The organism is Micromonospora sp. NPDC049175 (assembly GCF_043197345.1).
Lineage (GTDB): Bacteria > Actinomycetota > Actinomycetes > Mycobacteriales > Micromonosporaceae > Micromonospora.
The window spans coordinates 203,760-229,810 of the sequence record NZ_JBICSY010000006.1 but is presented as its reverse complement, the minus strand read 5'-3'; the positions used below and the strand labels follow the sequence as shown (position 1 = coordinate 229,810).

Here is a 26,051-nt window from a genome sequence, read left to right as displayed (position 1 = left end):
ATGGTGCACCGGCGCGGGGCAACGGGGAGGCCGTGCGGTGGACTTCGTCGACGGGGTGCTGGTGCGGTTGGCCGATCCGGGCACCCGTGCCGCGCTCTTCGACGACGCGTCGCTGACACATCTGGTCGAGGCCGCGTACGACACCGAGGCGATGCCTGTCGCGCCGCCGTACGCGGCGGTCTTCGACGAGCTGACCCTTGGTTTCGCCGCCGCACCCGTCACCGTGGCCGAGGGGGAGTTGCTGGCCTCCGGTGGCACCGCCCGCAGTGAGCTGCGGGTCCGCCTGCACGGGCTCGGCGGCTCGGCGCTGCGCATCGACGCGTTGTGGCGGGGCAGCCTGGTGGTGCGTACCAGTGCCGCCCGGGACCGGGTCGAGGACCTCGACGTGGCGGTGCCCGCCTTCGACGTCGACCCGCAGATCATCACCGACCTGGGTGCGTTGCCGGTCGACCCGGCGCAGCTGGAGACCGAACGCCGGAGCCGGCTGGTGGCCCGACTGCGCGCCGGGCTGCACCAACCGGCCGCGTTCACCGATGCGCACCTGGACCGGCTGCTCGAGGGCGTCGGCGCCGCGAACGCCGGTGACCTCGTGACGCGGATGCGCGGGCAGGCGGCCGGAGCCACCGTGCGGTTGCGCTACGCCGCGCCGCCGGTCGCGCCGCCCACCCCGCGTCCGCTGCCGTTCGCCGCCGCCGTGCTGATCCGTGACCAGGGCTTCTCCCTGGCCGACCTGCTCGTCGAGACCCGCCTCGTGCGGGCCCGCGCCGAGGAGCTGGGGCTCGACGTGCCGGCACCGGACGACGTGCGGCGACGACACCGGGTGGTCGCCGTGTGGGTGGTCCCCGTCGAGACCTTCGACGACGACGGGTGGCCCGGCGGCGACACCGGCACCGAGGCGCAGAAGCGGGCGGCCCGCTTCGCGCGGGCCGGCCAGTGGCTCGCCCGCAGTGGCATCGGACTGGCCGCCGTGACGACCTGAGACGGCCGGGTGCCGCCCAACGACCGCAGCGGCGGGAGCCGCCCAACGACCGCAGCGGCGGGAGCCGCGTAACGACAGCAACGTCCGCAGCGGCGGGAGCCGCCCAACGACCAGCAGCAGCAACTTCGTCCGGGAGGACCCGTGGCACCGACAGCAGCATTCCCGTTCATCGAGGTCCGGATCGTGCCGCCACCGGCGCCGCTGGCCCAGCGCTCACCGGGCGTCATCGCCGTGGTGGGCAAGGCGCCGTCCACGGCCGACGGCGGTTCGGCGCCGGCGAACACGCCGGTGCGGATCGAGACCCTGGACGACGCGGTCACCAACTTCGCCCGCCGGCAGGCCGGCAACGTGGTCCGCAACGCCCTCTACAACTCCCTGGAGCTGGCGTTCCTGCAGGATCCGCGTCCGGCCAAGGTGTACGGGGTGAAGGTGGCCGGCGACGACTACGCGGCCGCGCTCGGTGGTCTGGAGGCCGCCGACGACGTGACGATGGTGTCGCTGGCCAACGAGTCGAGTGTCGGCAACCCGGCCGGTGCGGGCGCGCCCACCGGGCTGCACGCGCTCAAGGCGCACGTGGAGACGATGTCGGCGGCCGGCCAGCGGCGGATCGGCTTCGCGATGGTCAACCCGGCCACCGAGAAGGGCCCCACCTACGTCGCGGACATCACCACCGCCGCGAACCCGCTCAAGAGCAGCACCAGCCGGATGGCGATGATCGCCGCCAGAGGAGCGGACGGCGACGCCGCGACGGCCGCGATGGCCGCCGTGGCCGGGCTGCCGGTGCACCACAGCATCGTGCTCAAGAAGATCCGCGGCGTGGCCATCCCGGTGGCCAAGCAGTACAGCCCGGCGGAGATCAAGGGTCTCTCCGAGGCCAACCTCACGCCGATCATCGACCCGACGCTGATCACCGGGGAAAGTCTGCACTTCGCCGACGGGCGGCTCTTCACCTCCGACGCGAGCCTGCTGCACGTCGACCTGGTGCGCACCCTCGACCAGATCGAGTTCATGCTGCGCGCCGGCCTGATCGGTCTGGTCGGCGACGCCCGGATCACCAAGCCGGGGATGACGCTGCTGAAGACCCAGGTGGACGGCATCCTCGGCCCCCTCAAGCGGCAGACGGTGATCGACGACTACCGCGTCGAGATTCCGGTGCTGGACATCCTCACCATCCCCGAGGTCGCACGGACCGCCACCGACACCTCGATCGTCACCGCCGCCCGGGCCGACCGCACCGTCGACCTGGTCGTCACCGTCACGTACGGCCCTGCCGTGAGCCGCCTGCTGGTCACGCTCGTGGCCAAGTTCTGACCCGGAGGAACCAGACCATGGAGTGGAAGACCCGCCTCGCGGTGCAGTACACAAAGGGCACCGAGACGGTGCTGATCAGCCCCATCGACTCGTTCAGCCCGTCCTTCTCGCTGAACGTCGAGGCGTTGCACTCGTGCGAGGTGACCCACCTGGGTGTCATCCACGCGCCGGTGTCGATGAACTTCACGATGACCGTCAAGGCGATCGGGGACGTCGCCGGCCGGCTCACCAAGCTGGCCCTCGACGGCGAACTGTTCGACATCGCCCTGCTGGAGCACACCGGGGACGACTGGGCGTTCTCGTCCTTCGTCCTGCGGGACTGCATGATCACCAGCGCCACGCCGACCACCGCCACCATCTCCGGCGCTCCCGCCGCGACCTTCAGTGGCTTCAGCCTGGCCGCCTCGGTCGACCCGAAGACCGGCGACCCCTCCGTACTGCCCTGACCGGGCCGGACGACAACCCGCAAACGATCAACCGGAGGTAGGAGATGGCGACCGGTGCTGGCCGCGCCGCCCGGGTCACCCGTACCGGGCTGGCCCTGGTGCACGCGGGTGAGCTGGTGCTGCCGGCGGCCGGCAGCGAGGCGGAGGCCGCGCAGGTGGCCGAGGACGACCGGGCGGTCATCGCGTACCACTTTCCGGTGGAGATCGAGGTGGTCGCGGCCGGCGGCGCGGTCGACGCCGACGCGCTCGCCGACCTCGCGCTGGCCCGCCTCGCCGAGCACCTGGACGGGCGGGTCTGACGGTGGCCATCTCGGTGCACGTGCCGGTGCGGGTCCGGCTGGACGCCCGGTCGGTGACCGAACGTCCGGAGGCGGTGACCGAGGCGCTCGCCACGGCCCTGGCCCGCGCTCTGGAACACTCCCGCCGCGAGGTGGTCGCGCCCCGCGGCGGCTACCTGGAGGTACGCCCCGAAGCGCCGACCTTCCGCTGGACCGGCGCGGACGGTGCGCGGGTGTCCCCGGACGACAGGCGAGCCTTCGAGGCCCGGCTGCGCCGACGCATCGACGAGGTGATCGCCTCGGCGCGGCTGGATCCGGGGTTGCCCGCCGGGGTGGCCGTGCCGCTGAGCCGACCGGCGGCCGAGGTGTTCGACGCGTCTCGGATGCGTCACCTGCTGGCCGTCTACCGGGTGCCGTCCTACGACGACGGTGGTGACGCCGCCGAGGTGCCGGTGGACGGCGACGAGCCGCCCCCGGTCACCTACCAGTGGTTGCTGCGGCCGGTCACCTACCTGGTCGGTCACTTCGCGGAGCTGGCCCGCGAGGCGGTACGCCAGCACGGTGGCCTGCCGTCGGGTACTCCGCAGGGGGTCATCGCCCGGGTCATCGACCCCACCGGCCGGCAGGTGTGGCTGGTCATGGTGACCACCACCCCGCTGTCGTACCTGACCTTCGACACGTTCGGCGAGACGGTGTTCCGGGCCACCCCGCAGCCGCACTTCGAGGTGGAGGCGCGGGTGCCCAGCCCGCAGCCCGGCACGGTGCGGCGTCGGCCGGTCGCCGACCGGGCCGGGCTGGTGGCCATGGTGGACGAGGAACTCAGCGCCGACATCCGGCAGCGGCTGCGGACCGCCCAGCCGCGCGGTGAGACCACGACCGCGGACGAGTACCAGGCGCAGATCGAGCGGGCCGTCGACGCCGAGGTGACCCGCCGGGTCGACGGGATCCTGACCTCGGTGGGCGGGGCGATGCCGACCAGCCTGGTGACGATCAGCATCGGCGGGGTCTCCCTGCTGCTGGTGGGCACCGAGGAGACCGACGCCACCCTGCACTGGACGGGCACGGCCAACCTGTTGCCGATCAGCGTCGAGCAGCACCCGACGACCCCACCGGACCCGAACGCCCCACGCGGCGGCAGCATCGGCGACGGGACGGGCAGCGGGTCCGGCGCGGGCAGCGGGTCGGGCGGTGGCACCGGCAGCGGACCGGGCGGCAGCGCGGGCACCCGGCCCGGCACGGGCACCGGGTCCAGCGGCGGCACGGGCACCCGGTCCGGCGGCGGCACGGGCACCGGGTCCGCCGGTGGCGCGGGCGGGGACGGCAGCGGCGACGCCCGGCGGGGTGGGTTCGTCTTCGACCCGAGCAGCCCCAGCGCCCCACCCGGCGTCGAGGGCCGACGGTTCCCGGCCGTCACCGGCGAGCACTCCGAGCTGCGTGCCTGCGCCCCGTTCAACGGTGAACCGGAGTTGGCCGCGCTCGGGCCGGACGGCGACGAGCTGCGCCGGTTGATGGACGACATCGCGTTCCGGTTGCAGATGGGCGAGCCGTGCCGCTACCCGGCGAACTTCTGCCTCCAGGCCGCCGCGATGCTGCGCGGCCGGGCCGCGGCGATCAGCCTGCTGGTCGGCGGGGCCGAGCGGGAGGCGTTCACCAGGCCCGTGCCGCAGGGCTCCGGAGGGCTCGGCCCGCTGGACTTCCGGCCGGTCGCCTCACCCGCAGTGCAGTTCCTGCGCCACCTCGCCGGGGTGGTGCCGCGCCTGGACCACCTGGCCGAACTGGTAATGGACCGCTACCGCAGGCCCGAGCACTTCGCCCGCATCCAGGGCGGCTGGATCGACTCGTCCGCGTCCTGGAACCTGCACTTCCTGCAGGCGTTCAGCCCCGCCGTCAAGAGCGCCGTCGGGCAGTTGTTCATGGTCGGCAACCAGGCCATGCTCGTACAACTGCTGCTCAGTTCGCGGACCGGCATCGACGCGCGGATCGCCACCTTCGACAGGTACGCGCCGATCTTCGAACGGTTGATCGTCTCCCAGCTCACCGACTACGCCGAGTTGCAGGGGCTGCGCGAGCGGCTGCGCCGACACGAGGCGGCCCGGTGGGTGTCCGCGCACACCGACGTCGGCGGCGGCACCCTCGCCACGGTCAGCGTGGCCAACCCGTCCACCGCGTGGTTCGGGGCCGCCCGCGCGATCTCCAGCGCGTTCCTCGCCACCGAGGCCGCGTTGGGCAGCCCCGGCGCGGCCGGCGAGATCGTCGAACGGGACGGCACCACCCGGATCCGCGACGCGCACGCGGTGCTCTGGACCCTCGCCGAGATCGAGCAGGCGCTCGTCATCCAGCGCGGCGAGGCCGAGGGCATCGACCCGCTGGTCAAGCAGATCACCGACGTGCCCGACGTGCTGGCCCGCTTCGCCGGCGACCGGTCGGCGATCCGCGACGAGCTGTGGCGGGTGTTGCAGGACATGCGGCGCAACAACACCGAGATGCTCGGTCGGGCCCGCGCCGACGCCCGGTTCGCGTTCCGGTCCAGTCGGATCAGTGAGCACATCCCGTCGGCGACCATCCCCCGTGGACGCTTCGCCCTGCAGGGCATCCACCTGGTCACCCACCAGCAGATCGGGGAGTTCTTCGGCGGCAACCTCTACTACGCCACGGGCATCGACGAGCTGTTCGGCACCGAGCTGGGCCGGGAGGCGCTCAACGCGTTCGCCACGATGGTCGGGATCATCGCGCTGTCGCTGCTCTGCCCGCCGCTGGGCTTCGTGGTGGGGGTGGCCGTCGCCGCCGTCGACGTGGCACACGCCCGCCAGCGCGAGCGCCTCTACGCCTCGATGCTCGACCCGGAACTGGTGCTCACCCGCACCGAGGTCGAGGTCGAGCTGTTCGCCGCGTACCTCGGGATGGCCCTGTCGCTGATCCCGGAGGCCGGCACCATCGGCGGCGCGGCCGTGCGCGGCGGCCGGGTCGCCCTGCGCTTCGGCGTCCGCGCCGGGCTGCGTGCCGCCCGGGGGTACGTGGTGCGTCGGGTCACCCGGCAGATCATCGAAGCCGCGTCCCGGGACCTGCTCCAGGGGTTCCTCACCGAGATCCTGCTCAACGAGGTGCTGGAACGGGTGGTGCAGAAGCTGATGGAGCCGGTGCTCGCCTACGTGGAGCGCGAGGCGATGCTCAGCGGCGCGGTCGGCGGCCCGGAGGGCGCCCGCTTCATCCTCATGGTGCTGGACTCCCCGCCCGCCGCCGCCGGGCCGCACGTGCCGGTGGTGCGGCCGTGACCGGGCCGCGCCGGTTCCGCGCCGGCCGGTTCCTCGACGCCGCCGCCGTGCACGCCGCCGCCGACGCCAACCCCCGGCTGCGCCAGTTCATGCGGACCGTCGCCGCGCACAGCGAGGCCGGCGAGGTGCGCTCCCGGCGGCTGCTGGAACACCTCATCCGGCGCATCGTCGACGACGTCGGTGACCTGCACCTGGGCAACGCGCTCAACCGGCTGGAACGCATCGCCGTGCTGCGGGACAACATCGCCGCCATCCTCGACCACGTGTTGGAGGGCGGCACCCTGCCCGACGGGGTGCGGGTGGCCACCCTGGGCGAGTACTTCGACCAGCTCAACACGGAGATGCGCGAGCTGAGCCGGCCCCGCGACGGCATCGTCGGGGACGCCCCGCTGCGGCTGGCCGACGACTCCGCGGCGTACGCCGACTCGCTGTTGCGCGAGTTCGACGCCGGCGGCGGCGCGGCCGGCCGGCACACCGAGCCCGCCGCGATCGTCGGGGACGCGTTCCGGGCCATGCCGGCGGACCGGCAGGCCGCGCTGCGCCGCGCCGCCGAGGTGGAACCGGCCGCGCTGTGGCGCGCCGTGGCCGCCGAGAGCGAGGCCGGCAAGCGGGCCGCGGTCGCCGACCTGGAGACCCGTCTCGGCGGCCGGCTCACCCCCGACGAGCTGACCCGGCTGCGCGCCGCCGTCGACGACCTCGGCCGGGCCCGCTCGCGCGGCCTGCAGGTGAGCGAGGCCCGGCTCACCGAGGCGCTGGCCCGCATCGGCGACCCGGAGCTGCGGGCGGTGGTGGCCGGCGGCGACGTCTGGCTCACCCAGCAGCTCGCCCTGCACAACCCGGAGGCCCTGGCGACCCTGTGGCGGCGCTTCCGGGACCGGGGCGGCCGTGCCGACGACGGCCCCGGCTTCCGCGCCTACCTGCGCCACGACATGGTCACCTACGGCCGGGGCGTGCTCGGCGAGTACAGCGCGGCGTTCTCGCTGAGCAGCATCGAGCTGTTCCTCAAGGGGCCGGACGCCAACGTCAAGGTCGCCGGCACCGACCTGGTCGGCATCGGCCACGACGGCTGGGTGTGGCTGATCGACGACAAGTCGCACCGCGCGCCGAGCGTCGGCGGGGTCAGCGCGCTCACCGACAACCTCGTCACCAACCTGCGCCGCGACGCCGCCGACTTCCGCGCGGCCATCGCCCGGCTGGGCCGCGACGATCCCGGGTTCGCCGCCGACCCGCGGATCCTCGACGCGATCTCCCGGATGGAGGACGCCGCCGCCGAGATCGACCGGATCAACAGGCGCGGGTCGGCGTCCACCCGGCCGGCGCGGATCAGCGCGGCGCTTCAGGAACGCCGGTTGCGGCTGCGGGTCACCAGCGCCGCCGGTGAGGTCCGCGAGATCACCCAGGCGTTGCGCGACCTGGGCCTGGCCGTCGAACCCACCGGTCCGCCGGTGCCGCTGCCACCCACCGGAGGGCGCTGAGCATGGCCACCACCAGTTTCCTGCGGTACGGCACGGTGCCGTCCGCGATCATCAGCGACGGGATCCTGCCCATTCCGATCTGGGCCGTCACCGCCATCTCACTGGCCCAGACCTACCACCTGCCGCCGATCGGCTCCACCGCGCACAAGGCCATCGTGGCCACCCACGACGACACCATCACCCTGACCGGGGTGCTGGTCGGCCCGGAGCGCTACGCCTGGAAGTTCGCCCTGGAGACGATGGCCGAGGCCAGCAAACGCGGCACCGCACTCGCCGCGTACTCCGGGGGGAAGTTCGGCGGGCTGATCCTGGTCACCTCGATGACCATCCGCACCGACATGCAGGTGCAGTCGCTGACGTTCAACGCCTCCGCCGCCCGCCGCGACGTCCTGGACACCACGATCACCCTCGTCCACGTGCCCCGTCCCAGCCTGCTCGGCAAGCTGCTCGACGTGGCCAGCATCGGAGTCGGCGCGCTCGCCGACGGGTTGGGCAACTGATGCCACAGTTTCCGATCGACCGCTACCTGCTGCCGGAGACACCCGTCGAGGTGCCCGACGGGTTCACCGAGGTACGGCAGAGCCTCACCGCCGGCCTGCCGCACCGCGTCGAGCTGGGCGCCGGTGTGCACGCGGTGCTGATCCTGCCCACCGGGCTGGCCCGGCAGTGGCTGCACACCGACCCCCTCGCCGTGGTCAGCACCTCCGCCGACGACCTGGCCCCCCGACCCGCGCCCCCGGCCGTGCCCCCGCCCCCGGCGCTCGTCGGCCGGGTGCCGCTGCGCCTGGTGGTCCGTCAGGGCACCCGCATCCTCGGCTCGGTGCCGCTCGCCGCCGGGCTGCGCCGGGTCTGCCCCGACGCCGGCCCGGCGGTCGCCACCGGAGCCGCCCCGATCGCCGTCGAGGTGGTGGTGCTCGGCTGGCTGCTGCACGCCGGGACGGTACGCGGCTCCGGCGACTACGGCTCGTCCATCGCTCTGGCCTGGCGGCGCGCCGACCGCGCGACGGACCAGTTCGGGCCGCCGCCGATAAACGAGTTCGTCTGGCGTCGCCGCTCACCCGCACAGCGCGTCGAGTCCGAGCTGGGCCCCGGCCGGCTGCGCTACCGCTACCTGCTCGACAAGAAGCTGCGGAGGGTGCTCCGATGACGCTCACGCCGTTCCAGACCGGTCAGGTCCGCCAGGGCGCGGTCGGCAACGACGCCGGTTGGACCCTGACGTTCCACCGGGAGACCCCGACCGGGCTGAGCCCCGACGTGGTCCTCAGCCTGTCCAGCGCCGACTACTACGCGGCCATCGACGCCGCGCTGCCCGACGGGCTGGGCCCCGGGGCGTACACGGTCACCGTGCAGGGGCTGATCGACGAGCACTTCGCCGCGCTGCGCACCGCCGAGGGACAACCGCCGCTGGTGGCGAAACTGCACCTGTACTGGCGGGACGCCAACACCTCCGTCGGCGCGTTCTTCACCAACCTGGTCGGTGTCAACGCCGGCCCGACCCCGGCCGAGCTGACCCAGGCGCTCGTCGCCGTGCTGCGGGTGACGAAGGTACGGCGGCTCACCGGCGACCGGACGTACGACACCGAGCTGACCCTCGTCGAGCAGGCGTACGCCCGGCTCGGTCAGCGGGTCGCCGAACGGTTCGAGGCGGCGACCTTCAGCGCGGCGATCCGGGCCGTCGCCGAGCGGACCAGAGTGGACCTCGCCACCTGGGGCGCGAACCCGGACGGCACGATGACCTCCGGCGCCACCGAGGCGGCCGGCGACGAACGTGTCGCCTTCGGCGCCGGGCTGCTCTACCGCGCCGCGGTGGAACGGATCGGCGGCGCGTTGCAGCAGTCGCTCAACGCGTACGGGCGGGGAATGCTGCTGATCCGCGACGGCACCGTGCACGTCGGCAGGCGGCCGATCCCCTACCCGGAGGGGGAGCCGAAGCCGCTGACCCTCGCCACCGGCCTGCTGGAGTGCACCGAGAACGGCACCCAGGACACCGACCCGTACGCGGCCACCGAGGCAGGCGGCCCCGCCGCGCCGCGCCGTCGGGCGTGGACCCTGACGCTCAAGGGGCGGCCCGACCTGAAGCCCGGTGACCTGGTGTGCTTCGACCCGCCGGCGGTGGACGAGGCCACCACGCTGGGCAGCGTCGGCGCGGCGCTGCTCGGCTCGTTCGCCGCACCGTTCGTCCCGTCGACGGGGGAGTTGGGGGCGGGGGCGAAACTTCTCTACCTCAGCGCCGCGCGGCACACCCTCTCGCGTACCGCCGGGTTCGTCACTGTGGTGCAGGGCGTCGAGGTCACCTCGGGCGCCCAGGCGTGGGACAGCTGGAGCGACGCCTCCGGCGTGGGCACCGCCGAGCCGGCCGGTCCGGCGTCCTCGCCCGGCGTGGCCGCGGCGGAGGCGGTGCGCCGGGCGGCCCGCGCCGCCCGGGGCGAGACGCGCGGCCTGGAGATCGGCGAGGTACGCGCGGCGGCCACGAACGCCAGCGGCGCGGTCGAGCCACCGGCACAGACCGAGACGGTGTGGGAGGGGTTGGCCCGCCCGGACGGCCGACCCAACGCCGCCCGCCGCCTGCCGGTACGCCGGGAGCAGCCCGCGCCGCTGCCCGGGGTGACCTACCTGACCCCGTTCGCCTGGGGTGGTTGCGGCCTGATCCTGCCCCGCTACCCGGGGACGCGGGTGGCGCTCGCCTACCGCAACGGCTCACCCGACGACCCGGTGGAGGTGGGCGCGCTCTGGCCCACCGGGCACGCCCCGGTGTCCCAGCCGGGGGACTGGTGGCTGTCGCTGCCGGTGGGGGTGGCCAGCAACAGTCGCTCGTCGATCGGCGACACGGTGGTGCCCGCCGACCACGACGGCAAGGTGGCGCACGACCTGACCGACGGCGACGGCAACCGGGTCATCGAGCTGGGTGAGCTGACCGTGCGGGTGGGCCGGGCCCAACTCCAGGGGCGGGGCCAGCGCCCGGCGCGCGCCGACGAGGCCGACAGCATCACCATCGAGCACGCCGCCGGCGGGTCGTCGATCGTGCTGAAGCAGGACGGCTCGATCACCATCACCGGCACCCGGATCGACCTGGACGCGGGCAACGGCGCGGTGAACATCAGCGGCGGCACCGTCACCATCGCCGCCGACGACGTCGACGTGCAGGTCGACAACGCGATGAACGTCCACTGAGGAGAACGCTATGGCCTTCGTGCTCACCACGTCGAGCGACGTGCACTGCCCCAGCCAGGGGACTGTCACCCCGGCCGGGCAGAGCAAGCTGACCGTCGACCACGTCGCGGTGACCCGCCCGGACGGGATCAGCGGGAAATCGGTCGCCGGGTGCACCATCACCACGAGCAACTCCACGAAGCAGTGCAGCACGGTGACCGCGGCGACCGGTGCCGCCAGCAAGCTCAAGGTCGGCGGGGCCGGGGTGGCCCTGGACTCGCTCAGCGGCGCCACCGACGGCAGCACTCCCGGCCTGTCCGCGACTGCCGGGCAGAGCAAGCTGAAGGCGGTCTGAGGTGGACCGGACCGAGCGGGAACGCCAGGCCGCCCAGCGTCGCTACCTCGGCTGGGGCCTCGCCTTCGAGCCCACGATGCCCGGCGTGGACCTGGCCCGCGACATCGTCTTCGACGACGGCCCGCACGGCCGGGTGCTGGCCCTCGTCGCCGGCACCGACAACGTGGCCCAGAGCCTCGCGGTGGCGCTGACCACGTTGCGCGGCTCGAACGTCTTCGACGCCACCTTCGGCTTCGACGGGCTCAACGCCCTCGCCGAGCAGATCGAGCCGAACCTGATCCGTGAGCAGGTCCGCATCGGCATCATCACGCTGCTCGACCGCGACCCCCGCGTCCGGAAGATCGTCGACGTCAACCTCGACGACGGCCGGCTCGGCGCGGGCCGTGCCGACGACGCGGCGGCAGCCGCGCTGCGGTCCTCCCGCACCCTCCAGGTGCAGGTCCAGTTCGAAACCATCACCGACGACCGGCTCTCGGTGCATCTCGGGGAGCTGCCCAGTGTCTGATCCCACACTCCCGGCCGAGCTGGCCGACGTCCTGGCCGTCGACGCCGCCGCGCTGCGGGCCACCGGCTCGACCGGCTTCGGCGTCGTCGAGAGCGGCTTCGTGCCGAAGTCCTTCGCCCGACTGCTCGCCGAGAAACTAGCCACCGCCCGGCTGCTCTTCGGCGACGACATCGACCTGACCAGCGGCGCCGTGCTGCGTAAGGTCCTCGAACTGGCCGCGCTGGAGGACGCCCGACTGTGGGCGGCGCTCGGCGCCGTCTACGACAACTCCTACGTGGTGTCGGCCACCGCCGACGCGTTGACCCGCCTCGGCGAGGAACTCGGCATCGGGCGGCCGTACCTGCCGGCGAGGGGCACGGTGAAGCTGAAGCTGAAGGCCGCCCTGCCCACCGGCCGTACCCAGCTCACACTGCCTCGGGGCGCGCGGCTGTCCACACCCGGCGGGCACCACGTGGCCCTGGACGAGACGGTGGTGCTCTCCGCGGCCGTGGGCGAACGGACGCCGGCCGTCGCCGCGTTCTACCCCGGCCCGGCGCACAACCTCGACCCCGCCCAACCCAGCCAGAAGATCGACCGCTGGAACCGGGCCGACACCCTGCTCGCCGACCTGGACGACGCCGAGCAGGCCGCCGGCGCCGAACTGGTGGAGATCACCCACACCATCGCGCTGACCGGTGGTGAGCAGCAGGCGTCCGACGCCCGCTACCGGCAACTGCTGCTGGCCGCGCCCCGCTCCATCTGGACCGCCGAGGCGATCGGCCTGGCCGTGGCGACAGTGCCCGGCGTACGCCAGGTGCAGGTCTTCGACGGCCGGGGCGGGCTGGACCTCAACCAGTCCATCTTCGGCAACTTCAACTTCATCGAGCGGGTCTTCAGCACCGAACGCGACCTGGGCAACCCGTACTACGTCACGGTGCTCGTCGCGCCGACCGCCGCGGCCATCTGGGACGGGCCGGACGGGCTGCACGCCGCCGTCGAGTCGGTCATCGAGGATCTGCGCCCGGTGGGCATCTTCGCCTCGGTGGACCGGGCCGACGAGGTGGGCATCGGCGTCGAGGCCGACCTGGTGATCCGGGGCCTGCCCCTGCCCACCGGTTCGAAGGAGACGGTGAACGCGTCCACCGCCGCCACCGAGCTGCGCGCCCGCCTGCACGCCCGACTGCGCCGCTACGTCGACGAACTGCCCTTCGGTGAGCCGGTCCGCGCCGCCGAGGTGATCTGGACGCTGATGAACGAGCCGGGCGTCGCCGACGTACGCGGGCTGCGGCTCGTGCGCTTCCCGGCCGACTCGGCGGTGGTGGTGACCGGCAGCGCGCCCACCGGCGACGGGGTGCAGCGCCTGCCGGTCGGCGACAACGCGGTGCTCGCCGCGAACCAGGTGCCCGTCTACGTCGACCGGGACGACCCCCGGCCGTTCCGGATCGTCTGAGCGGGGGACCGATGACCGACATCCGGGTGCCGGTGGACGGCGCCGACCCGTCCGTCGAACGCAACCTCGTCGACCAACTGGAGGGCCCGTACCCGGGCACCGTCCGGCGGGTGGTGGTGCCCCTGGCCGGCACCGGTACGGCGGTGGTGGACTGGACCAGCCGGCATCCGCTGCTCACCGTCGTGCTGCGCCGGGACCTGGTCGAGGAGACCGTGCGGGTGACCGTCACGGTGGACCCGGGCGGCGCCGACGAGCGGGTGCTGCCGCCGCTGGTCTTCGCGCCCTGGTCGGCCGCCGGCGCGTCGGTGCCCGCGTACGCCCCGGACACCGCCGACGAACCGCTTGTCGCGTCGTTCCCGATCGCCGTGACCGTCGAGCGGGCCGTCGACGGAGGCGCCGCCACGGCGGTCACCGGTGCGGCACTTCCCGGGCTGGTCGAGCTGGCGGTGGTCGAGGGCAACCTGGGCCGGCTGCTCTACCTGGTGTCGTACGAGAAGCACCGGCTGCGGCGCGCGGCCCGGGAGGTGCACGCGTACCGGACCCTGGCGCACGCCCGGCGCGACGCGCTGGACCGGATCGGCGCGGACGTCGGGGTGGCCCGCTTCGTCGACGAGCTGGTGCACGAGCCGGCCAGCGGCGAGGTGTACGCCCGCCGGCTGGCCCCGCCGGCCCGCGAGCCGGACACCGCGTACGCCCACCGGCTCGGGCTCTACCGACGGTTCCTGCTGCCCACCCCGGGTGCGGTGCGCCGGCTGCTCAACGGGCCCGGCGCGGACACCGACCCGAACGCCGGGCTCTTCGCCGACCTGCCCGGCGGCGCACGGTTCACCGTGCGCGAGGAGGACGACAGGTTCGCGGTGGCGATCCGGCTGGTGGCCGCCGGGGATCCGCAGCACCGCACGAACTTCCTCGCCCAACTGCGCCGGGACCGCCTGGTGCTGCCGGCGAACACCCCGCCGAACAACACGGCGCACGCCGGCCGGGCCCTGCCGGGCAGCCGGCTGGCCGAGGTCACCGCGCTGCGGGCCAGCCTGCGCCAGTCGTACGCCTTCGACAGCGCGCACGGCGTCGCGCCGCCGCTGGCCGCCGCCCTGGACCGCGCGGGGCGGGTCTGCCGGGCGCTCGGCTCGACGATCGTGTGGCAGGTGACCCGGGCGCAGGACGACGCGGGTGGCAGCCGCTACGAGCTGGGCCTCGGGGTGGACGTGAGCTGGCCGACCCCCGCGCAGGCCAATGACCTGCGCGACCGGGTGCTGGACACCGGGCGGGCGGTCACCGCCGACCGGACCGCCGAGGCGCTGATCGCCGCCGCCCGCGCACGCGGTGTGCCCACCGTGGCGGCCGACGGCGAGCTGGCGTGGCTGTGGCAGGCCTGCGGGTTGCCCACCGCGCACCGGATCAGCACCACCAGGATGTACCTGTCCCACCTGCCCACCCGGGGGTTGGCGGTGCTCGCGCCGCTGAGCGCCACGGTCGGTGCCGACGCGACGGTCGAGGCGCGGTTCCACGCGCCCGGCGACCCGGGCGGCAACGCGCTGTTGCTGGCCGGGTTGGTCGCCGCCGCGTCCGCGTGGACGGGTGCCGGGGAGCCGGCGTGGACACCGCTTACCGACGCGGCGGCCCGGACCCGGTGGGCGGCGGTGCCGACCCGGCCGGCGGGGCAGCCGGTGGACCAGGTACTGGCCGCGGCCGGCCTGCCGGCGGTGCGGGACCCGGCTTCGGTGGTGGCCGCGCTGAACCAGTTGCCGGACGAGTTGGTGGAGACCATCGAACTGCCGGCGGCGTTGGCCACCGCGCTGATCGCCGGCCAGCCGGCGGCCGGTGACCGGCTGGCCCGGCTGGTCGGGTTGCTGCGCGACCAGCACCTCGCCGCCGCGCTGCCGCTCGTCGAGACGGGCAACCGGGTGCTGCTGGTGTGCAGCGTGATCGGCCTGCCGCAGGCCGGGCTGAACCTGGCCGAGCGCCGGGCCACCGGGTTCCGCTGGTACACGGTGGGGCTCGGCGGCGGCACCGCGGAGATCAAGGCGGTCGGCGCGCGGACCGCGCTGCGGCCCACCCACGCCGGACTGGTCGCCGTGGTGGCGCTCTCCTACGTGCGCACCGGCCGGACCGACCCGTACGAGTTCCGGGTGGAGCTGCCCGACGGGGTGACGGTGACCCTGGAGCAGTACGAGCGGCTGATGAACGCGCTGACGAGGGTCTGCCCGCTCGGCGTGGAGATCAACACGTTCGGTATCCGCCGCGACCACGTCGACCTCGACGCCGACGGCACCGCCGAGCCGCTGCGACCGGCGGTGGCCCGGACCTTCCGCACCTTCCAGCAGCGCCGGCACCGCGGCGTGTACGACCAGCTCTGAGAGGGACACCACAATGGCGAGCGAGATCAATTACGACGGGGTGACAGTCACCGAGCTGTACGAGGCATTCACCCAGCACGGCATTCCGGCCTCGGACGCCAGTGTGCTTGTCTCGTCCTGGATCTACGAGAACGTGGGCACCGCGAAGCGGGTGTTCAGCTACGCCGAGTCGTTTCCCGCCGTGGAGCCGGGCTGCGCGCCGCCACCGTTCGCCCGGACCTTCGCGCACACCGACTGGGTCGACGGCGAGGACGTGGTGCAGGCCGGGCAGACCCCGGGGGAGCAGGGCTTCAACGAGCGGTTCCACCGCATCGAACACGACCTGGACCACCTCGGCACCGACGTGGCCAAGGCGTTCTCCTGCATGGCCGCGATGCGGGTGAGTCTGCGGCGGCTGCTCGACGAGATCCGCGCGGAGCTCAACCGGCTGCACTCGACGGTGCACGAGAACAAGGTCAGCCCCGGCCCGTACCAGCTCGAACAGATCCCCAACTACATCGGCACGCTGGACTTCGGCAGGTACATGGGCACCACGATGTTCATGGACAAGAAGGTCAGCATCTGGCAGACCAAGGCCGGCACCATCGTGCTGCCCGCCGTGGAGACCCTCGGCGTGGACGTGGTCGTCGGCCCGAAGGTCCGGGGGGCCGCCTACCTGGAACGCCACGCCGCCGAGAACGGCGACATCCGGCAGCGCTTCCCGCGCGAGGTGAAGCTGACCGAGTTCATCCGTTTCTTCGGCGAGGACGAGCTGGCCGACGGCCGGACGGTCCGCGACGTGCTCAAGGTGCTGCCGGCGGAGAGCGACTATCCGAGCCTGGACGCGATGTTCGGCGAGGTGAGCGAGCGGGAGGCGGCGATCGTCCGGACCACCGTCGGCGCCCAGTCGGCGGTCGCCGCGGCGCTGGGCATCGAGGCCGAGCTGGAGAACGTCGCCGACGCCGACATCGCCATGCTCGCCGGCGTGCCGACCAAGGCCCGGGCGGCGCTGACCCGCGCCGGGATCAGCACCCTCGGCAAGTTGGCCGACACGAAGCCCGAGCAGGTGCTCGCCATCATGAAGGAGGCCGGGGTCCGCGCCGAGGTCGGCGACGCCGCCGAGTGGGCCGGGTACGCCCGGACGCTGAACAAGCTGCGCTGAACGGTCGGGACCGAGTCCGGCGAACGGTTGATCCCCGCCGCTCGCCGGGTCGGTGTGACGACACAGCGCTGGCGCGCCGACAGTCCACACCCGAGCGTGGAACCCGCCACGGGGATCGGGTGCGAAAGGCGCGGGCATGGTTGTTCACGAGGTGACGTACGACCTGCACTCCGCGGTGTCCGAGGCCGCGGCGGGGCAGCCGTCCCGGTACGCGTTGCGGCTGCTCGGCGGGTTCGGGCTGGAACGCGACGGGCGGGTGGTGGTGGTGCCGCAGGGCGCCCGCCGGCTGCTGGCCTTTCTCGGCGTACGCCAGCGCTGTGCCCGCTCGGAGGCCGCCGGGACGCTCTGGCCCGGCTCCCACGAGGACCGGGCGAGGGCCAACCTGCGCACCATGCTGTGGCGGCTGCACCGGGTGACGCCGGAGCCCCTCGTCGAGGAGGACGACCGGCTGGCCCTGGCCGCCGTGGTGACAAGTGACGTGGCCGCCCTGAGCGCGGCGGCCGCCGTCCTGCTGGCCGACGGTTCGCCGGTGGGCGCCGTGCCGATGCTGGCGACGGGTGAGCTGCTGCCCGGCTGGTACGACGACTGGGTCCTGGCCGAGCGGGAACGGCTGCGCCAGACCCGGCTGTACGCGCTGGAAGCCCTCGCCGAGCGGCTCACCACCCAGGGCCGGTACGGCGAGGCGGTGCAGGTGGCGTTGACCGCCGTGCACCTGGAGCCGCTGCGGGAGAGCGCCACCCGCGCGTTGATCGCGGTGCACCTGGCCGAGCGCAACATCAACGAGGCGGTGCGGCGTTTCGAGCTGTTCCGCGCCGACCTGGGTCGGGAGTTGGGCGTGGCCCCGACGCCCTGGCTGGAGCGCCTGGTGCAGGCCGGCAGGTCCGGGGCCGTAGTCCCGTATCCCTGAGCGGCCGCGCCACTCACCCCGACGTCGCGTCCTGCCCCCGACTGCCCTGCCCCCGCCCGTCCGGCCCGCCTCGCCCCGTCCGCCTCGCCTGGCCAGCTTGCCTCGCCCCGTTTGGCTCGCCCCGTTCGGCCCGCTTCGCCTTGTCCGGCCCGCTTCGCCCCGTCGACTTGCCCCGTGCAGCCGGCCCCACGGGCCAGGCGACCGTCGGCGGCCTCCGCGTCCTTTGCTCTGCACCCGCGGAGGCACCAGCTACAGACCGTTAGCGTCGCCTCCGCGGGTGCAGAGCAAAGGACGCGCCCAAGGTGGGGTGGGGAGGGGCTGCCCAGAAGGTGGGTTGCGGCAAGGCAAGGCAAGGCGGGGATGGGGTGGGGCCGCACGCAAGGTGGGCTGGGATGGGGTGGGGCCGTGCGCAAGTTGGGTTGGGTTGGGGTGGGGTGGGGCCGTGCGCAAGCTGGGGTTGGGGTGGGGTGGGGCCGTGCGCAAGCTGGGTTGGGTTGGGGTGCTGGGTGGGCGAGGTTGGTGGTGGCCGGCGGCGCGGTTCGTGTCACCCGCGCCGCCGGCCGCCCGGGTCAGTGGGTCGCCGGCGGGATGCTCTGCTCGTACTGGAAGACGTTGTGCGGGTCGTACTTCGCCTTGATCTTGCGCAGCCGCGGAAAGTTGCGCCCCCAGTAGGCCTCCTCCCACTCCGCCATGCCGATGTTCGGCACGTTGACGTAGGCGCCGTCCACGTAGGGCCGCAGCGCCAGGCTGAACTCGGCGATCCAGGCCTGGGCGATCGGGGTGACGGCGTCGTCGCTGTCCGGCTCGCCGCGAGTGCCCCAGCCCGCGCCGGGCTCGGAGTAGAAGAGCGAGTCACGGTGCGGGAACGCCGCGCCGCCGAAGGGCTCCTGTCGTTGGGCTCCCCGGCCGAAGGCCTGGGCGAAGAAGTTGCTGTTCGGCGACGGGGCCTTCTCCATGAACCGGCGGACGATGCTGATCGCCTCTGCCGGGAAGGGCTCCCTGGTGAACTGGGAGTAGAACTTCCACTTCCCCGGATCTTCGTCGCTCGGGACCTGGAATCCGGCGTACGTCTCGCCCCAGCCGCCGACCTGCACGACGACCTCGGGGTTGCCGATCGAGAGGAGCGGCTCCAACAGCCTCCTCGCCTCGGCCTCCGAGCCCTCGGCGAGCACCGCGAAGAACAGGATCTTGTCCGGGTGGACCTCGACCTGGGTGCCGAGACGAGGGTCGGCGAACGGTCCGGTGTGCTGCCAGGTGTCGAAGACGTCGTGCAGGTTGTCGAGGCCCGGCCAGGTCGCCTGCAGGTAGGCGACGCTCTCCAGCGGCGCCACCTGGTAGGTCAGGGACGTGACGATCCCGAAGTTGCCGTTTCCGGCGCCGCGCAGCGCCCAGAGCAGGTCCGCGTGGTTCCACGGGTCCACCTGGAGCACCTTGGCGCCGTCGGCCCCCGCCGCGACGACGATCTCCACGCCGATCAGGTTGTCGCAGGCCATGCCGATGTAGCGGGTGAGGAAACCGAGACCGCCCCCGAGGGTCGCACCGGACAGGCCGACGGTCCCCTCGCCGCCGGTCGTCGCCGCGAGGTCGTACTCCCCGAGTGCGGCGACCGCCTCGGACTGGGTGAGCCCCGCGCCGAGCTTCGCCTTGCGGGCGGCGGGGTCGATGTGGACGTCCTTCAGCTCACTGACGTCGATCACGATGCCGTTGTCGACGTTCGACCAGCCTTCCAGGCTGTGCCGGCCGCTGCGTACCCGCAGCGCCACGTCGTGTTGCCGAGCCCAGGTGAGGGCGTTGACGACGTCCTGGGTCTCCTGGGCGAAGACGATCACCAGCGGGTAGCGCACGAACAGTTCGTCCCAGCCGAGGCTCGCCTCCGCGTAGTTCGGGCTCTGGGGGCGGACGATCCGGCCGGTCAACGTGGCGGACGGGAACTTCTCACCATCCAGGGGCGGGCCGTCCGCCGCCAGCGCCGAACCGCCGGCGATCACGCCGGGGAGGGCGACAGCTCCGGCGCCGACGGCCGTCGCCTTGAGCAGGTCGCGGCGAGTGAGGTCGCGCATGGTCGGAGTCCTCTCGATCGGGGTCGCGTCAGAACGTCGATCGAGAGGACTTCTGCCCCTCAACTGACGCAAAACCACCGTAATGCCGCAGGTGGCGGCAAAGATCCGAGAACTTGTCACGGAACCCTGTCGGGTGATGTGGCCGCAGGTCAGTTGGGGTGCGCGGGCTGGTCCAGGATGGCGCTGAATCGCTCCTCGGCGAGGTCGAGCTGGCCGAAGATGTGCCGCTTCACCACCGCCGACAACGGCGTGTCCGGCCGGCTGATCAGGTCGCGGAAGAGCGGCACCAGCGGCCGGTACTTCCGGGCCGACGAGACGACCTTCGGCCCGACCGTGTGGATCACCCCGACGCCGTTGTCGGTGAAGTCCGACACCTTGATCACTCGGGCCCAGGGCTCGCGGTCCAGGCTGACCGCCAGGTGCTCCCGGTACTGCGCGTTGCGGTCCCGCTCGGGGTCGTACACCGGGTTGGTGACGGCGGCGACGAGCGTCGCGACGCGCGTCCCGAACCGCGCGGCGAGCGCGGCCAGCGCGGCCCCGGTCGGGTCGGCGCCCCCGTCGCCGTCGGCCAGCTCGACCGGGTGGTCCTCGACCGCGTCGTGCAGCAGGCCGGCGACGATCACGTCCACGTCGCGCACCTGGTAGTGGTGCATCAACCGGATCGCCACCCGCAGCAGGTGGTTGAGGTACGGCTCGCGGACGCGCCGGTCGTCGCGGTGCAGCTCGGCGGCGAGGTCCAGCGCGGCGGTCAACCGCTCGCGGGCCGCGTCGTCGAACTGCCGGACCTCCAACCGGAATCGCTCCAGCAGGCCCGGTTCGCCGTGGATCTCGGTGATCGCGTGCATCGGCGTGCTGCCCAGGTGCGGCGGGAAGTCCATGCGTCACTTATAGCCGATCTTCCCCACATCGATGAGCCCTTACGTCGCCGACCCGACCGGCGAGCCGGCGTCGGTCGGCTATCCCGCCAGGTCGGCGCGGTACGCGGCGGTCGCCCACGGCACCGCCAGCTCGCTCGGAAGCGCCCCCCGCTCGGCCGCGCGGCGCAACACGTCCACCACGCCCCGCAGGTGGCGCACCCGTTGCCCACCGTCCCCGACGACGCTCACCAGGTCGCCGTCGAGCAGGTGGGGCTCGGGGGCGGCCCGCAACGCGTCCAGCAGGGCGGTGAACGGCGCGGTACGGGCCAGCGGGGCGATCAGCGGCACCCCCGACGGGTCGACCCGGTGCGCGAGCAGGTTCTCCAACAGCCCCCGCCGCCCCGGGACCTGGCGGGTGACCGCGTCCCCGGGCAGCCGCAGCCGGTCCGTCGGATACTCCAGCACCGCCTGTCCCGCCGTGCCGGTCACCGCCACCTCGCCCGCCACGAACTCGTCGGCGGCCAGGGTCACCGCCACCAGCACGGGTGGGCCGGCGCGCAACCGGATCCGCAGAACGGCGGTGTCCTCCACCTCGATCGGCCGGACCCGGTAGCGCTCCACCTCGATCGTCACCGGCCACGGCGTCACCCCGCCCAGCGCCTCGGCGACCGCCAGGCACTGCATCACCGCGTGCGCGAGCGGGTTGACAAGCGCGCCGTCCAGCACCGGCCGGCCGTCCAGGCTCCGGCGACCGGCCCAGGGGGAACGGACGTAGTAGGCGTCCGGCCGTTGCCAGGCGGCGACCGTGGAGATGCCGGTGACCGTGCCCAGTCGGCCCCCGGCCAGCGCGTCGGTAAGCGCGGTGAGCGCCGCCGAGCCGAGCGCCTGGAAGCCGACCTGCGCCACCCGGCCGGCGGCGGCGAGCGCCCGGGTCAGCTCCTCGTGCTCGGCGAGCGACAGCACCGGCGGCTTCTCCAGCAGCAGGTCCGCGCCGCTGGCCACGGCGTCCCGCGCGATCGCCAGGTGGGTGTGCGGCGGGGTGCAGATCACCACCACCTCCGGCCGGGTGGCGGCGAGCATCGCCCGGTGCTCGGTGAACACCTCGACCCCGGGCGGCACCGGCGCGGCCGGATCGTCCTGCACCGGCCGGACGTCGACGAGGGCGACAAGCCGCAACCGGCCGGTGGCGTGCAGGCCGGCGATCACCCGCCGGTGCGAGCGGCCGTGCCCGTTCGCCCCGACCACCGCCACCCGCGGCGGCCACGTCGTCGCCCGACCGCTCACCGCGTACCCACCGGCCAACTCACCGGGCACCGGCCAGGGTGGCCTCGACGCCGTGTCGTCCCAGCGCGGTCAGCCAGGCGATCACGTCGGCGCGGACCTCGTCGTCGCCGGCCACCTCCGCCGGGAAGATCTCGCGGAGCGCGAAGACGGCGTCCACCGCGCCGGCCGGGGTCTGCGCGCCGGCGTCCAGGGCGGCCCGGATCGGCCCGGCGAGGGGGTCCTGCAACGGCAACGCCCGGCCGTCGTCGGCGTACCCCAGCGCGAAGCGCAACCAGGACGCCACGACCAGCGCGCCCCAACGCGCGGACCGGCCGCTCGCGCGCAGGTCGACGATCGTGTGCAGGACGCGTTGCGGCAGCTTCTGCGAGCCGTCCAGAGCGACCTGGAGGGTGCGGTGGTGGATCGCCGGGTTGCCGAACCGGGCGAGGACCTGCTCGCCGTAGTCGACCACCCGGACCCCGTCCGGCGGGGTGAAGCTGGCCGCGACATCCTCGGCGATCAGCCGGCGCAGCACGTCGGTCAGGTGCGGGATCTCCAGCGCGTCGGCGATCGTCTCCCGCCCGGCCAGCGCGCCCAGGTACGCCACGGCCGAGTGCACGCCGTTGAGGGCGCGCAGCTTCAACCGCTCCCACGGGCCCGCGTCACCGGTCAGCACCGCGCCGGCGTGCTCCCAGCCCGGCCGGCCCCCGGGGAAGTCGTCCTCGATCACCCACTGCGCGTACGGCTCGGCGGCGACCGCGGCCAGGTCGGTCACGCCGAGCGCCCGACGGGCCGCCTCGATCGTCGCCGGGGTGCTGGCCGGCACGATCCGGTCCACCATGGTCCCCGGGCAGGTGACGTTGCCGGCCACCCACTCGACCAGCCCGGCGGGCACCCCGTCGGCGCGGCCGACCGTCTGGTCGAGCATGCCGCGCAGCCGTCGGCCGTTGGCCGGCAGGTTGTCGCAGCTGACCAGGGCCACCGGTCCGGCGTCCGCGGCGGCCCGCGCGGCCAGCCCGCGCAGCAGCAACCCCGGCACGGTGGTCGGCGGCCGGCCGCCGGCCAGGTCGGCGGCGAGCGCCGCGTCCGGGGACAGTTTGCCGGTCACCGGGTCGAGCTGGTAGGCCTTCTCGGTGACGGTGAGCGTCACCACCCGCACCGCCGGGTCGGCGAGCAGCGCCACCACGGCGTCCGGGTCGTGGGGAGCGTGCCGTACGCCGCTGAGCGCGCCCACCACCCGGGTGCCGCTGCTGGCCGCGGAGAGGGTGCTGACACTGAACAGGTTGTCCTGGGCGGCGAGCGCCTCGACCACCGCGGCGCTGCGCGGCGCGACGGCCACGATGCCCCAGTCGCCACCGGCCGCGCCGACCGCCGCCTCGGTGTAGACGGCCTGGTGCGCCCGGTGGAACGCGCCCAGCCCCAGATGGACGATGCCGGCCGGCACGGTGCCCGGCCGGACCAGGGGGCGGGCCTCGACGGGCAACCGGCGCAGCACGCCCAGGCCGAGTCGGGCGCCGACGGTCACCGCCATGCCGGACCGTCCGGGAAGCGGAACTCGGCGATCGACGCCGGCTTCATGGTGGCGCTGTAACCGGGCCGCTCGGGCAGCAGATAGCGGCCACCCCGGGTGCGGACCGGGTCGACGAAGTGCTCGTGCAGGTGGTCGACGTACTCGATCATCCGCCCGTCCAGGCCGGTGCCCACCCGCAGGTAGTCGAAGATCGCCAGGTGTTGGACGTACTCGCAGAGGCCGACGCCACCGGCGTGCGGACAGACCGGCACCCCGAACTTCGCCGCCAGCAGCAGCTCGGCGAGGACCTCGTTGACGCCGCCGACCCGACAGGCGTCGATCTGCATCACGCCGATCGCCTCGGCCTGCAACAACTGCTTGAAAACCACCCGGTTGGCGGCCACCTCACCGGTGGCGACCCGGCACCGCCCACCGGTCAGCTCGTCGACCGCCCGGGCGATCCGGGCGTGGCCGAGGATGTCGTCGGCGTGGGTCGGCTCCTCGATCCAGTACGGGTCCACCTCGGCCAGCGTCGCCATCGCGGTGATCGCCTCGTCCACGTCCCAGACCTGGTTGGCGTCCATCATCAGCAGCGCGTCCGGGCCGATCTCCTCCCGGATGATCCCGGCCCGACGCCTGTCGTCGGCGAGCGGGCCGCCGACCTTCATCTTCATCGCCCGCCAACCGTCGGCGTACGCCTGCCGGGTCAGCGCCCGCACCTTGTCGTCGGGGTAGCCGAGCCAGCCGACCGAGGTGGTGTACGACGGGAAGCCGTCCCGTTCCAGGGTGGCCAACCGGTCGGCCAGGCCATCGCGCCCCTTGTCCAGGATGGCCGCCGCCTCGTCCGGGGTGAGCGCGTCGGTGATGTGCCGGAAGTCGACGCTGGCCACGAGGTCGTCGGTGGGCAACTCGGCGAGGAACCGCCACATCGGCTTGCCGGCCAGGGTGGCCCGCAGGTCCCAGACCGCGTTGACCAGCGCGCCGGTCGCCATGTGGATGACGCCCTTCTCGGGGCCCAGCCACCGCAGTTGCACGTCGGCGCTGAGCGATCGCCAGAACGCGACCGGCTCGGCGACGATCTCCTCGATCGTGCGTCCGCTGACGTGGTGGGCGAGCGCCCGGACCGCCGCGCAGGTGATCTCGTTGCCCCGGCCGTTGGTGAAGGTGAACCCCGCGCCGGTCGGGCCGGCGTCGGTGCCCAACTCCACGTACGTCGCCGAGTAGTCGCCGCGGTTGACCGCGTCGGAGCCGTCGCCCCGGGCGGCGGTCGGGAACCGCACGTCGTGCACCTCGACGGAGGTGATGGTGACGGTCACCGGTCCACCCTTCCGAAGTTGAAGGCCCGCTTGGGCAGGCGGTACGCCAGGTCGACGATGGTCTCGGCGGCCTCGTCCATCGGCAGCCGGTGCTCGGCGACCAGCCGGGCCAGGAAGCCGGCGTCCACCCGGCGGGCCACGTCGTGGCGTACCGGGATGGAGCAGAACGCCCGGGTGTCGTCGACGAAACCTGTGGTGTTGTAGAAACCGGCGGTCTCGGTGACCGTCTCCCGGAACCGGCGCAGCACCTCGGGGGAGTCCAGGAACCACCAGGGCGCGCCGAGCAGCACCGCGGCGTACCCGCCCGCGAGGGGCGCCAGCTCGCGGGTGAAGGTGTCCTCGTCGAGGGTGTAGAGCACCAGCCGCAGCCGGGTGTCGTTGCCGTAGCGCTCCAGCAGTGGGGCGAGGGCGTGCACGTACTCGGTGGCCTGCGGGATGTCGCCGCCGACGTCGCGGCCGTGCCGGGCGTGCAGCCACCGGTTGTGGTTGCGGACCGCGCCGGGGTGCAACTGCATGACCAGGCCGTCGTCGAGCGACATCCGGGCGAACTCCACGAGCATGTGCGCCCGGAACGCCTCCGCGTCGGCGGCGTCGGCCGCGCCGCGCCGCCCCCGGTCGTAGAGCCGCTCGGCCTCGGCCGGCGTCAGGTCCAGGGTGCGCGCGGTGGGGTGGCCGTGGTCGGTGGAGGTCGCGCCGGCGGCGACGAACGCGGCCCGCCGGGCCCGCAGCGCGGCCAGGTAGCCGGCGTACGTGCCGGTGTCCTCGCCGGCCCGCTCGCCGAGCCGGTCCACGTTCGTCGACCAGCCGTCGAACTCCATGTCCACCACGTCGTCCGGGCGGAACGTGGTGACCACCCGGCCGCCCGGCCCGCCCCAGCCGTCGGCGGCGAGCTTGGCGTGCTGGCCCAGGTCGTCGAGTGGCGACTCGGTGGTGGCGAGCACCTCGATGCCGAACCGTTCGAACAGGGCCCGGGGCCGGAAGTCCGGCTCGGCGAGCCGGGCCGCGATCTCGTCGTAGAGGGCGTCGGCGGTGCTCGGGCCGAGCGCTGTGTGCACGCCGAACACGGTGCGGAAGGTCTGCTCCAGCCAGAGCCGCGACGGGGTGCCCCGGAACAGGTGCCAGTGCGCGGCGAAGCGTCGCCAGATCACCCGGCCGTCGGTCTCCACCGGGCTGCCGTCGCGGGTGGGCACCCCCAGGTCCGCCGGGGGTACGCCCTGGCTGAGCAGCATCCGGGTCAGGTAGTGGTCGGGCACGATGAGCAGCCGCGCCGGGTCTGGGAAGGGCTGGTCCTCGGCGAGCAGGGCCGGGTCGACGTGCCCGTGCGGCGAGATGATCGGTTGCTCCGCCGCGAGGGCATACAGCTCCCGGGCCAGCGCGCGCTGGCCCGGTTCGGGCGGCAGGAGCAGGTCGGTGTGGTCGAACGTCGGCACGGAGATGGGC

The 26,051-nt window shown here is 73.7% G+C and carries 21 protein-coding genes; 15 read left to right on the top strand and 6 right to left on the bottom strand.

From position 1 onward, the window contains the following. The first annotated feature begins 37 nt into the window (after positions 1 to 37). The 15 genes from ACGFH8_RS24335 to ACGFH8_RS24265 all read left to right on the top strand — a co-directional run bounded on the left by ACGFH8_RS24335 (position 38) and on the right by ACGFH8_RS24265 (position 17,605). Entirely contained in the window at positions 38 to 979 is a 942-nt protein-coding gene (locus tag ACGFH8_RS24335; RefSeq protein WP_393370972.1) for a hypothetical protein, read from the top strand. A gap of 141 nt (positions 980 to 1,120) precedes the next feature. Beyond that, positions 1,121 to 2,290 carry a hypothetical protein gene (locus ACGFH8_RS24330; protein WP_393370970.1) on the top strand — a complete coding sequence of 390 codons (1,170 nt, stop codon included), beginning with the start codon at positions 1,121 to 1,123 and terminating at the stop codon, positions 2,288 to 2,290. 17 nt (positions 2,291 to 2,307) lie between these two features. Continuing rightward, positions 2,308 to 2,736 carry a hypothetical protein gene (locus ACGFH8_RS24325; protein WP_387196822.1) on the top strand — a complete coding sequence of 143 codons (429 nt, stop codon included), beginning with the start codon at positions 2,308 to 2,310 and terminating at the stop codon, positions 2,734 to 2,736. 44 nt (positions 2,737 to 2,780) lie between these two features. After that, positions 2,781 to 3,035, top strand: a complete 255-nt coding sequence (locus ACGFH8_RS24320; protein WP_393370967.1) for a hypothetical protein — start codon at positions 2,781 to 2,783, stop codon at positions 3,033 to 3,035. Between the two features lie 2 nt (positions 3,036 to 3,037). Then, the gene (locus ACGFH8_RS24315) at positions 3,038 to 6,286 is read left to right on the top strand and encodes a hypothetical protein (protein ID WP_393370966.1); all 3,249 of its coding nucleotides are present in this window, start codon (positions 3,038 to 3,040) and stop codon (positions 6,284 to 6,286) included. Next, complete coding sequence (locus ACGFH8_RS24310) at positions 6,283 to 7,761, top strand: hypothetical protein (RefSeq protein WP_393370964.1); 1,479 nt, start codon at positions 6,283 to 6,285, stop codon at positions 7,759 to 7,761. Before ACGFH8_RS24315 ends, ACGFH8_RS24310 begins: the two co-directional genes overlap by 4 nt. Before the next feature lie 2 nt (positions 7,762 to 7,763). After that, a complete protein-coding gene (locus ACGFH8_RS24305; RefSeq protein ID WP_357063288.1) occupies positions 7,764 to 8,261 on the top strand; it encodes a hypothetical protein in 498 nt (165 codons plus the stop codon). Then, positions 8,261 to 8,908, top strand: coding sequence for a hypothetical protein (locus tag ACGFH8_RS24300; RefSeq protein ID WP_393370962.1), 648 nt, complete (start codon positions 8,261 to 8,263; stop codon positions 8,906 to 8,908). Before ACGFH8_RS24305 ends, ACGFH8_RS24300 begins: the two co-directional genes overlap by 1 nt. Beyond that, positions 8,905 to 10,932 (top strand): hypothetical protein, encoded by a 2,028-nt coding sequence (locus ACGFH8_RS24295; RefSeq protein ID WP_393370960.1) that lies wholly within the window; start codon positions 8,905 to 8,907, stop codon positions 10,930 to 10,932. Before ACGFH8_RS24300 ends, ACGFH8_RS24295 begins: the two co-directional genes overlap by 4 nt. Before the next feature lie 10 nt (positions 10,933 to 10,942). Continuing rightward, the gene (locus tag ACGFH8_RS24290) at positions 10,943 to 11,266 is read left to right on the top strand and encodes a hypothetical protein (protein ID WP_393370958.1); all 324 of its coding nucleotides are present in this window, start codon (positions 10,943 to 10,945) and stop codon (positions 11,264 to 11,266) included. A gap of 1 nt (position 11,267) precedes the next feature. After that, positions 11,268 to 11,771, top strand: a complete 504-nt coding sequence (locus ACGFH8_RS24285; RefSeq protein WP_393370956.1) for a hypothetical protein — start codon at positions 11,268 to 11,270, stop codon at positions 11,769 to 11,771. After that, a complete protein-coding gene (locus tag ACGFH8_RS24280) occupies positions 11,764 to 13,200 on the top strand; it encodes a baseplate J/gp47 family protein (RefSeq protein ID WP_393370953.1) in 1,437 nt (478 codons plus the stop codon). Before ACGFH8_RS24285 ends, ACGFH8_RS24280 begins: the two co-directional genes overlap by 8 nt. Positions 13,201 to 13,211: 11 nt before the next feature. After that, the gene (locus tag ACGFH8_RS24275) at positions 13,212 to 15,557 is read left to right on the top strand and encodes a hypothetical protein (protein WP_393370950.1); all 2,346 of its coding nucleotides are present in this window, start codon (positions 13,212 to 13,214) and stop codon (positions 15,555 to 15,557) included. Positions 15,558 to 15,570: 13 nt separating this feature from the next. Further along, entirely contained in the window at positions 15,571 to 16,698 is a 1,128-nt protein-coding gene (locus tag ACGFH8_RS24270) for a hypothetical protein (RefSeq protein WP_393370947.1), read from the top strand. Positions 16,699 to 16,834: 136 nt separating this feature from the next. Next, positions 16,835 to 17,605 carry a BTAD domain-containing putative transcriptional regulator gene (locus ACGFH8_RS24265; protein WP_393370944.1) on the top strand — a complete coding sequence of 257 codons (771 nt, stop codon included), beginning with the start codon at positions 16,835 to 16,837 and terminating at the stop codon, positions 17,603 to 17,605. Positions 17,606 to 18,174: 569 nt separating this feature from the next. Here ACGFH8_RS24265 and ACGFH8_RS24260 read toward each other — a convergent pair. The 6 genes from ACGFH8_RS24260 to uxaC form a co-directional block, all read right to left on the bottom strand. Further along, positions 18,175 to 19,665 (bottom strand): FAD-binding oxidoreductase, encoded by a 1,491-nt coding sequence (locus ACGFH8_RS24260; RefSeq protein WP_393370943.1) that lies wholly within the window; start codon positions 19,663 to 19,665, stop codon positions 18,175 to 18,177. A gap of 149 nt (positions 19,666 to 19,814) precedes the next feature. Further along, entirely contained in the window at positions 19,815 to 20,543 is a 729-nt protein-coding gene (locus ACGFH8_RS24255) for an HD domain-containing protein (protein ID WP_393370941.1), read from the bottom strand. Positions 20,544 to 20,621: 78 nt separating this feature from the next. After that, positions 20,622 to 21,836: a Gfo/Idh/MocA family protein gene (locus ACGFH8_RS24250; protein WP_393370939.1), complete on the bottom strand. Its 1,215-nt coding sequence runs from the start codon at positions 21,834 to 21,836 to the stop codon at positions 20,622 to 20,624. Further along, positions 21,826 to 23,316 carry a mannitol dehydrogenase family protein gene (locus ACGFH8_RS24245; RefSeq protein ID WP_393370936.1) on the bottom strand — a complete coding sequence of 497 codons (1,491 nt, stop codon included), beginning with the start codon at positions 23,314 to 23,316 and terminating at the stop codon, positions 21,826 to 21,828. Before ACGFH8_RS24245 ends, ACGFH8_RS24250 begins: the two co-directional genes overlap by 11 nt. Continuing rightward, positions 23,307 to 24,611: an enolase C-terminal domain-like protein gene (locus ACGFH8_RS24240; protein WP_393370933.1), complete on the bottom strand. Its 1,305-nt coding sequence runs from the start codon at positions 24,609 to 24,611 to the stop codon at positions 23,307 to 23,309. The genes ACGFH8_RS24245 and ACGFH8_RS24240 overlap by 10 nt, the downstream gene beginning before the upstream one ends. Beyond that, positions 24,608 to 26,041: a glucuronate isomerase gene (gene uxaC / locus ACGFH8_RS24235; RefSeq protein ID WP_393370930.1), complete on the bottom strand. Its 1,434-nt coding sequence runs from the start codon at positions 26,039 to 26,041 to the stop codon at positions 24,608 to 24,610. The genes ACGFH8_RS24240 and uxaC overlap by 4 nt, the downstream gene beginning before the upstream one ends. Positions 26,042 to 26,051: the final 10 nt, after the last annotated feature.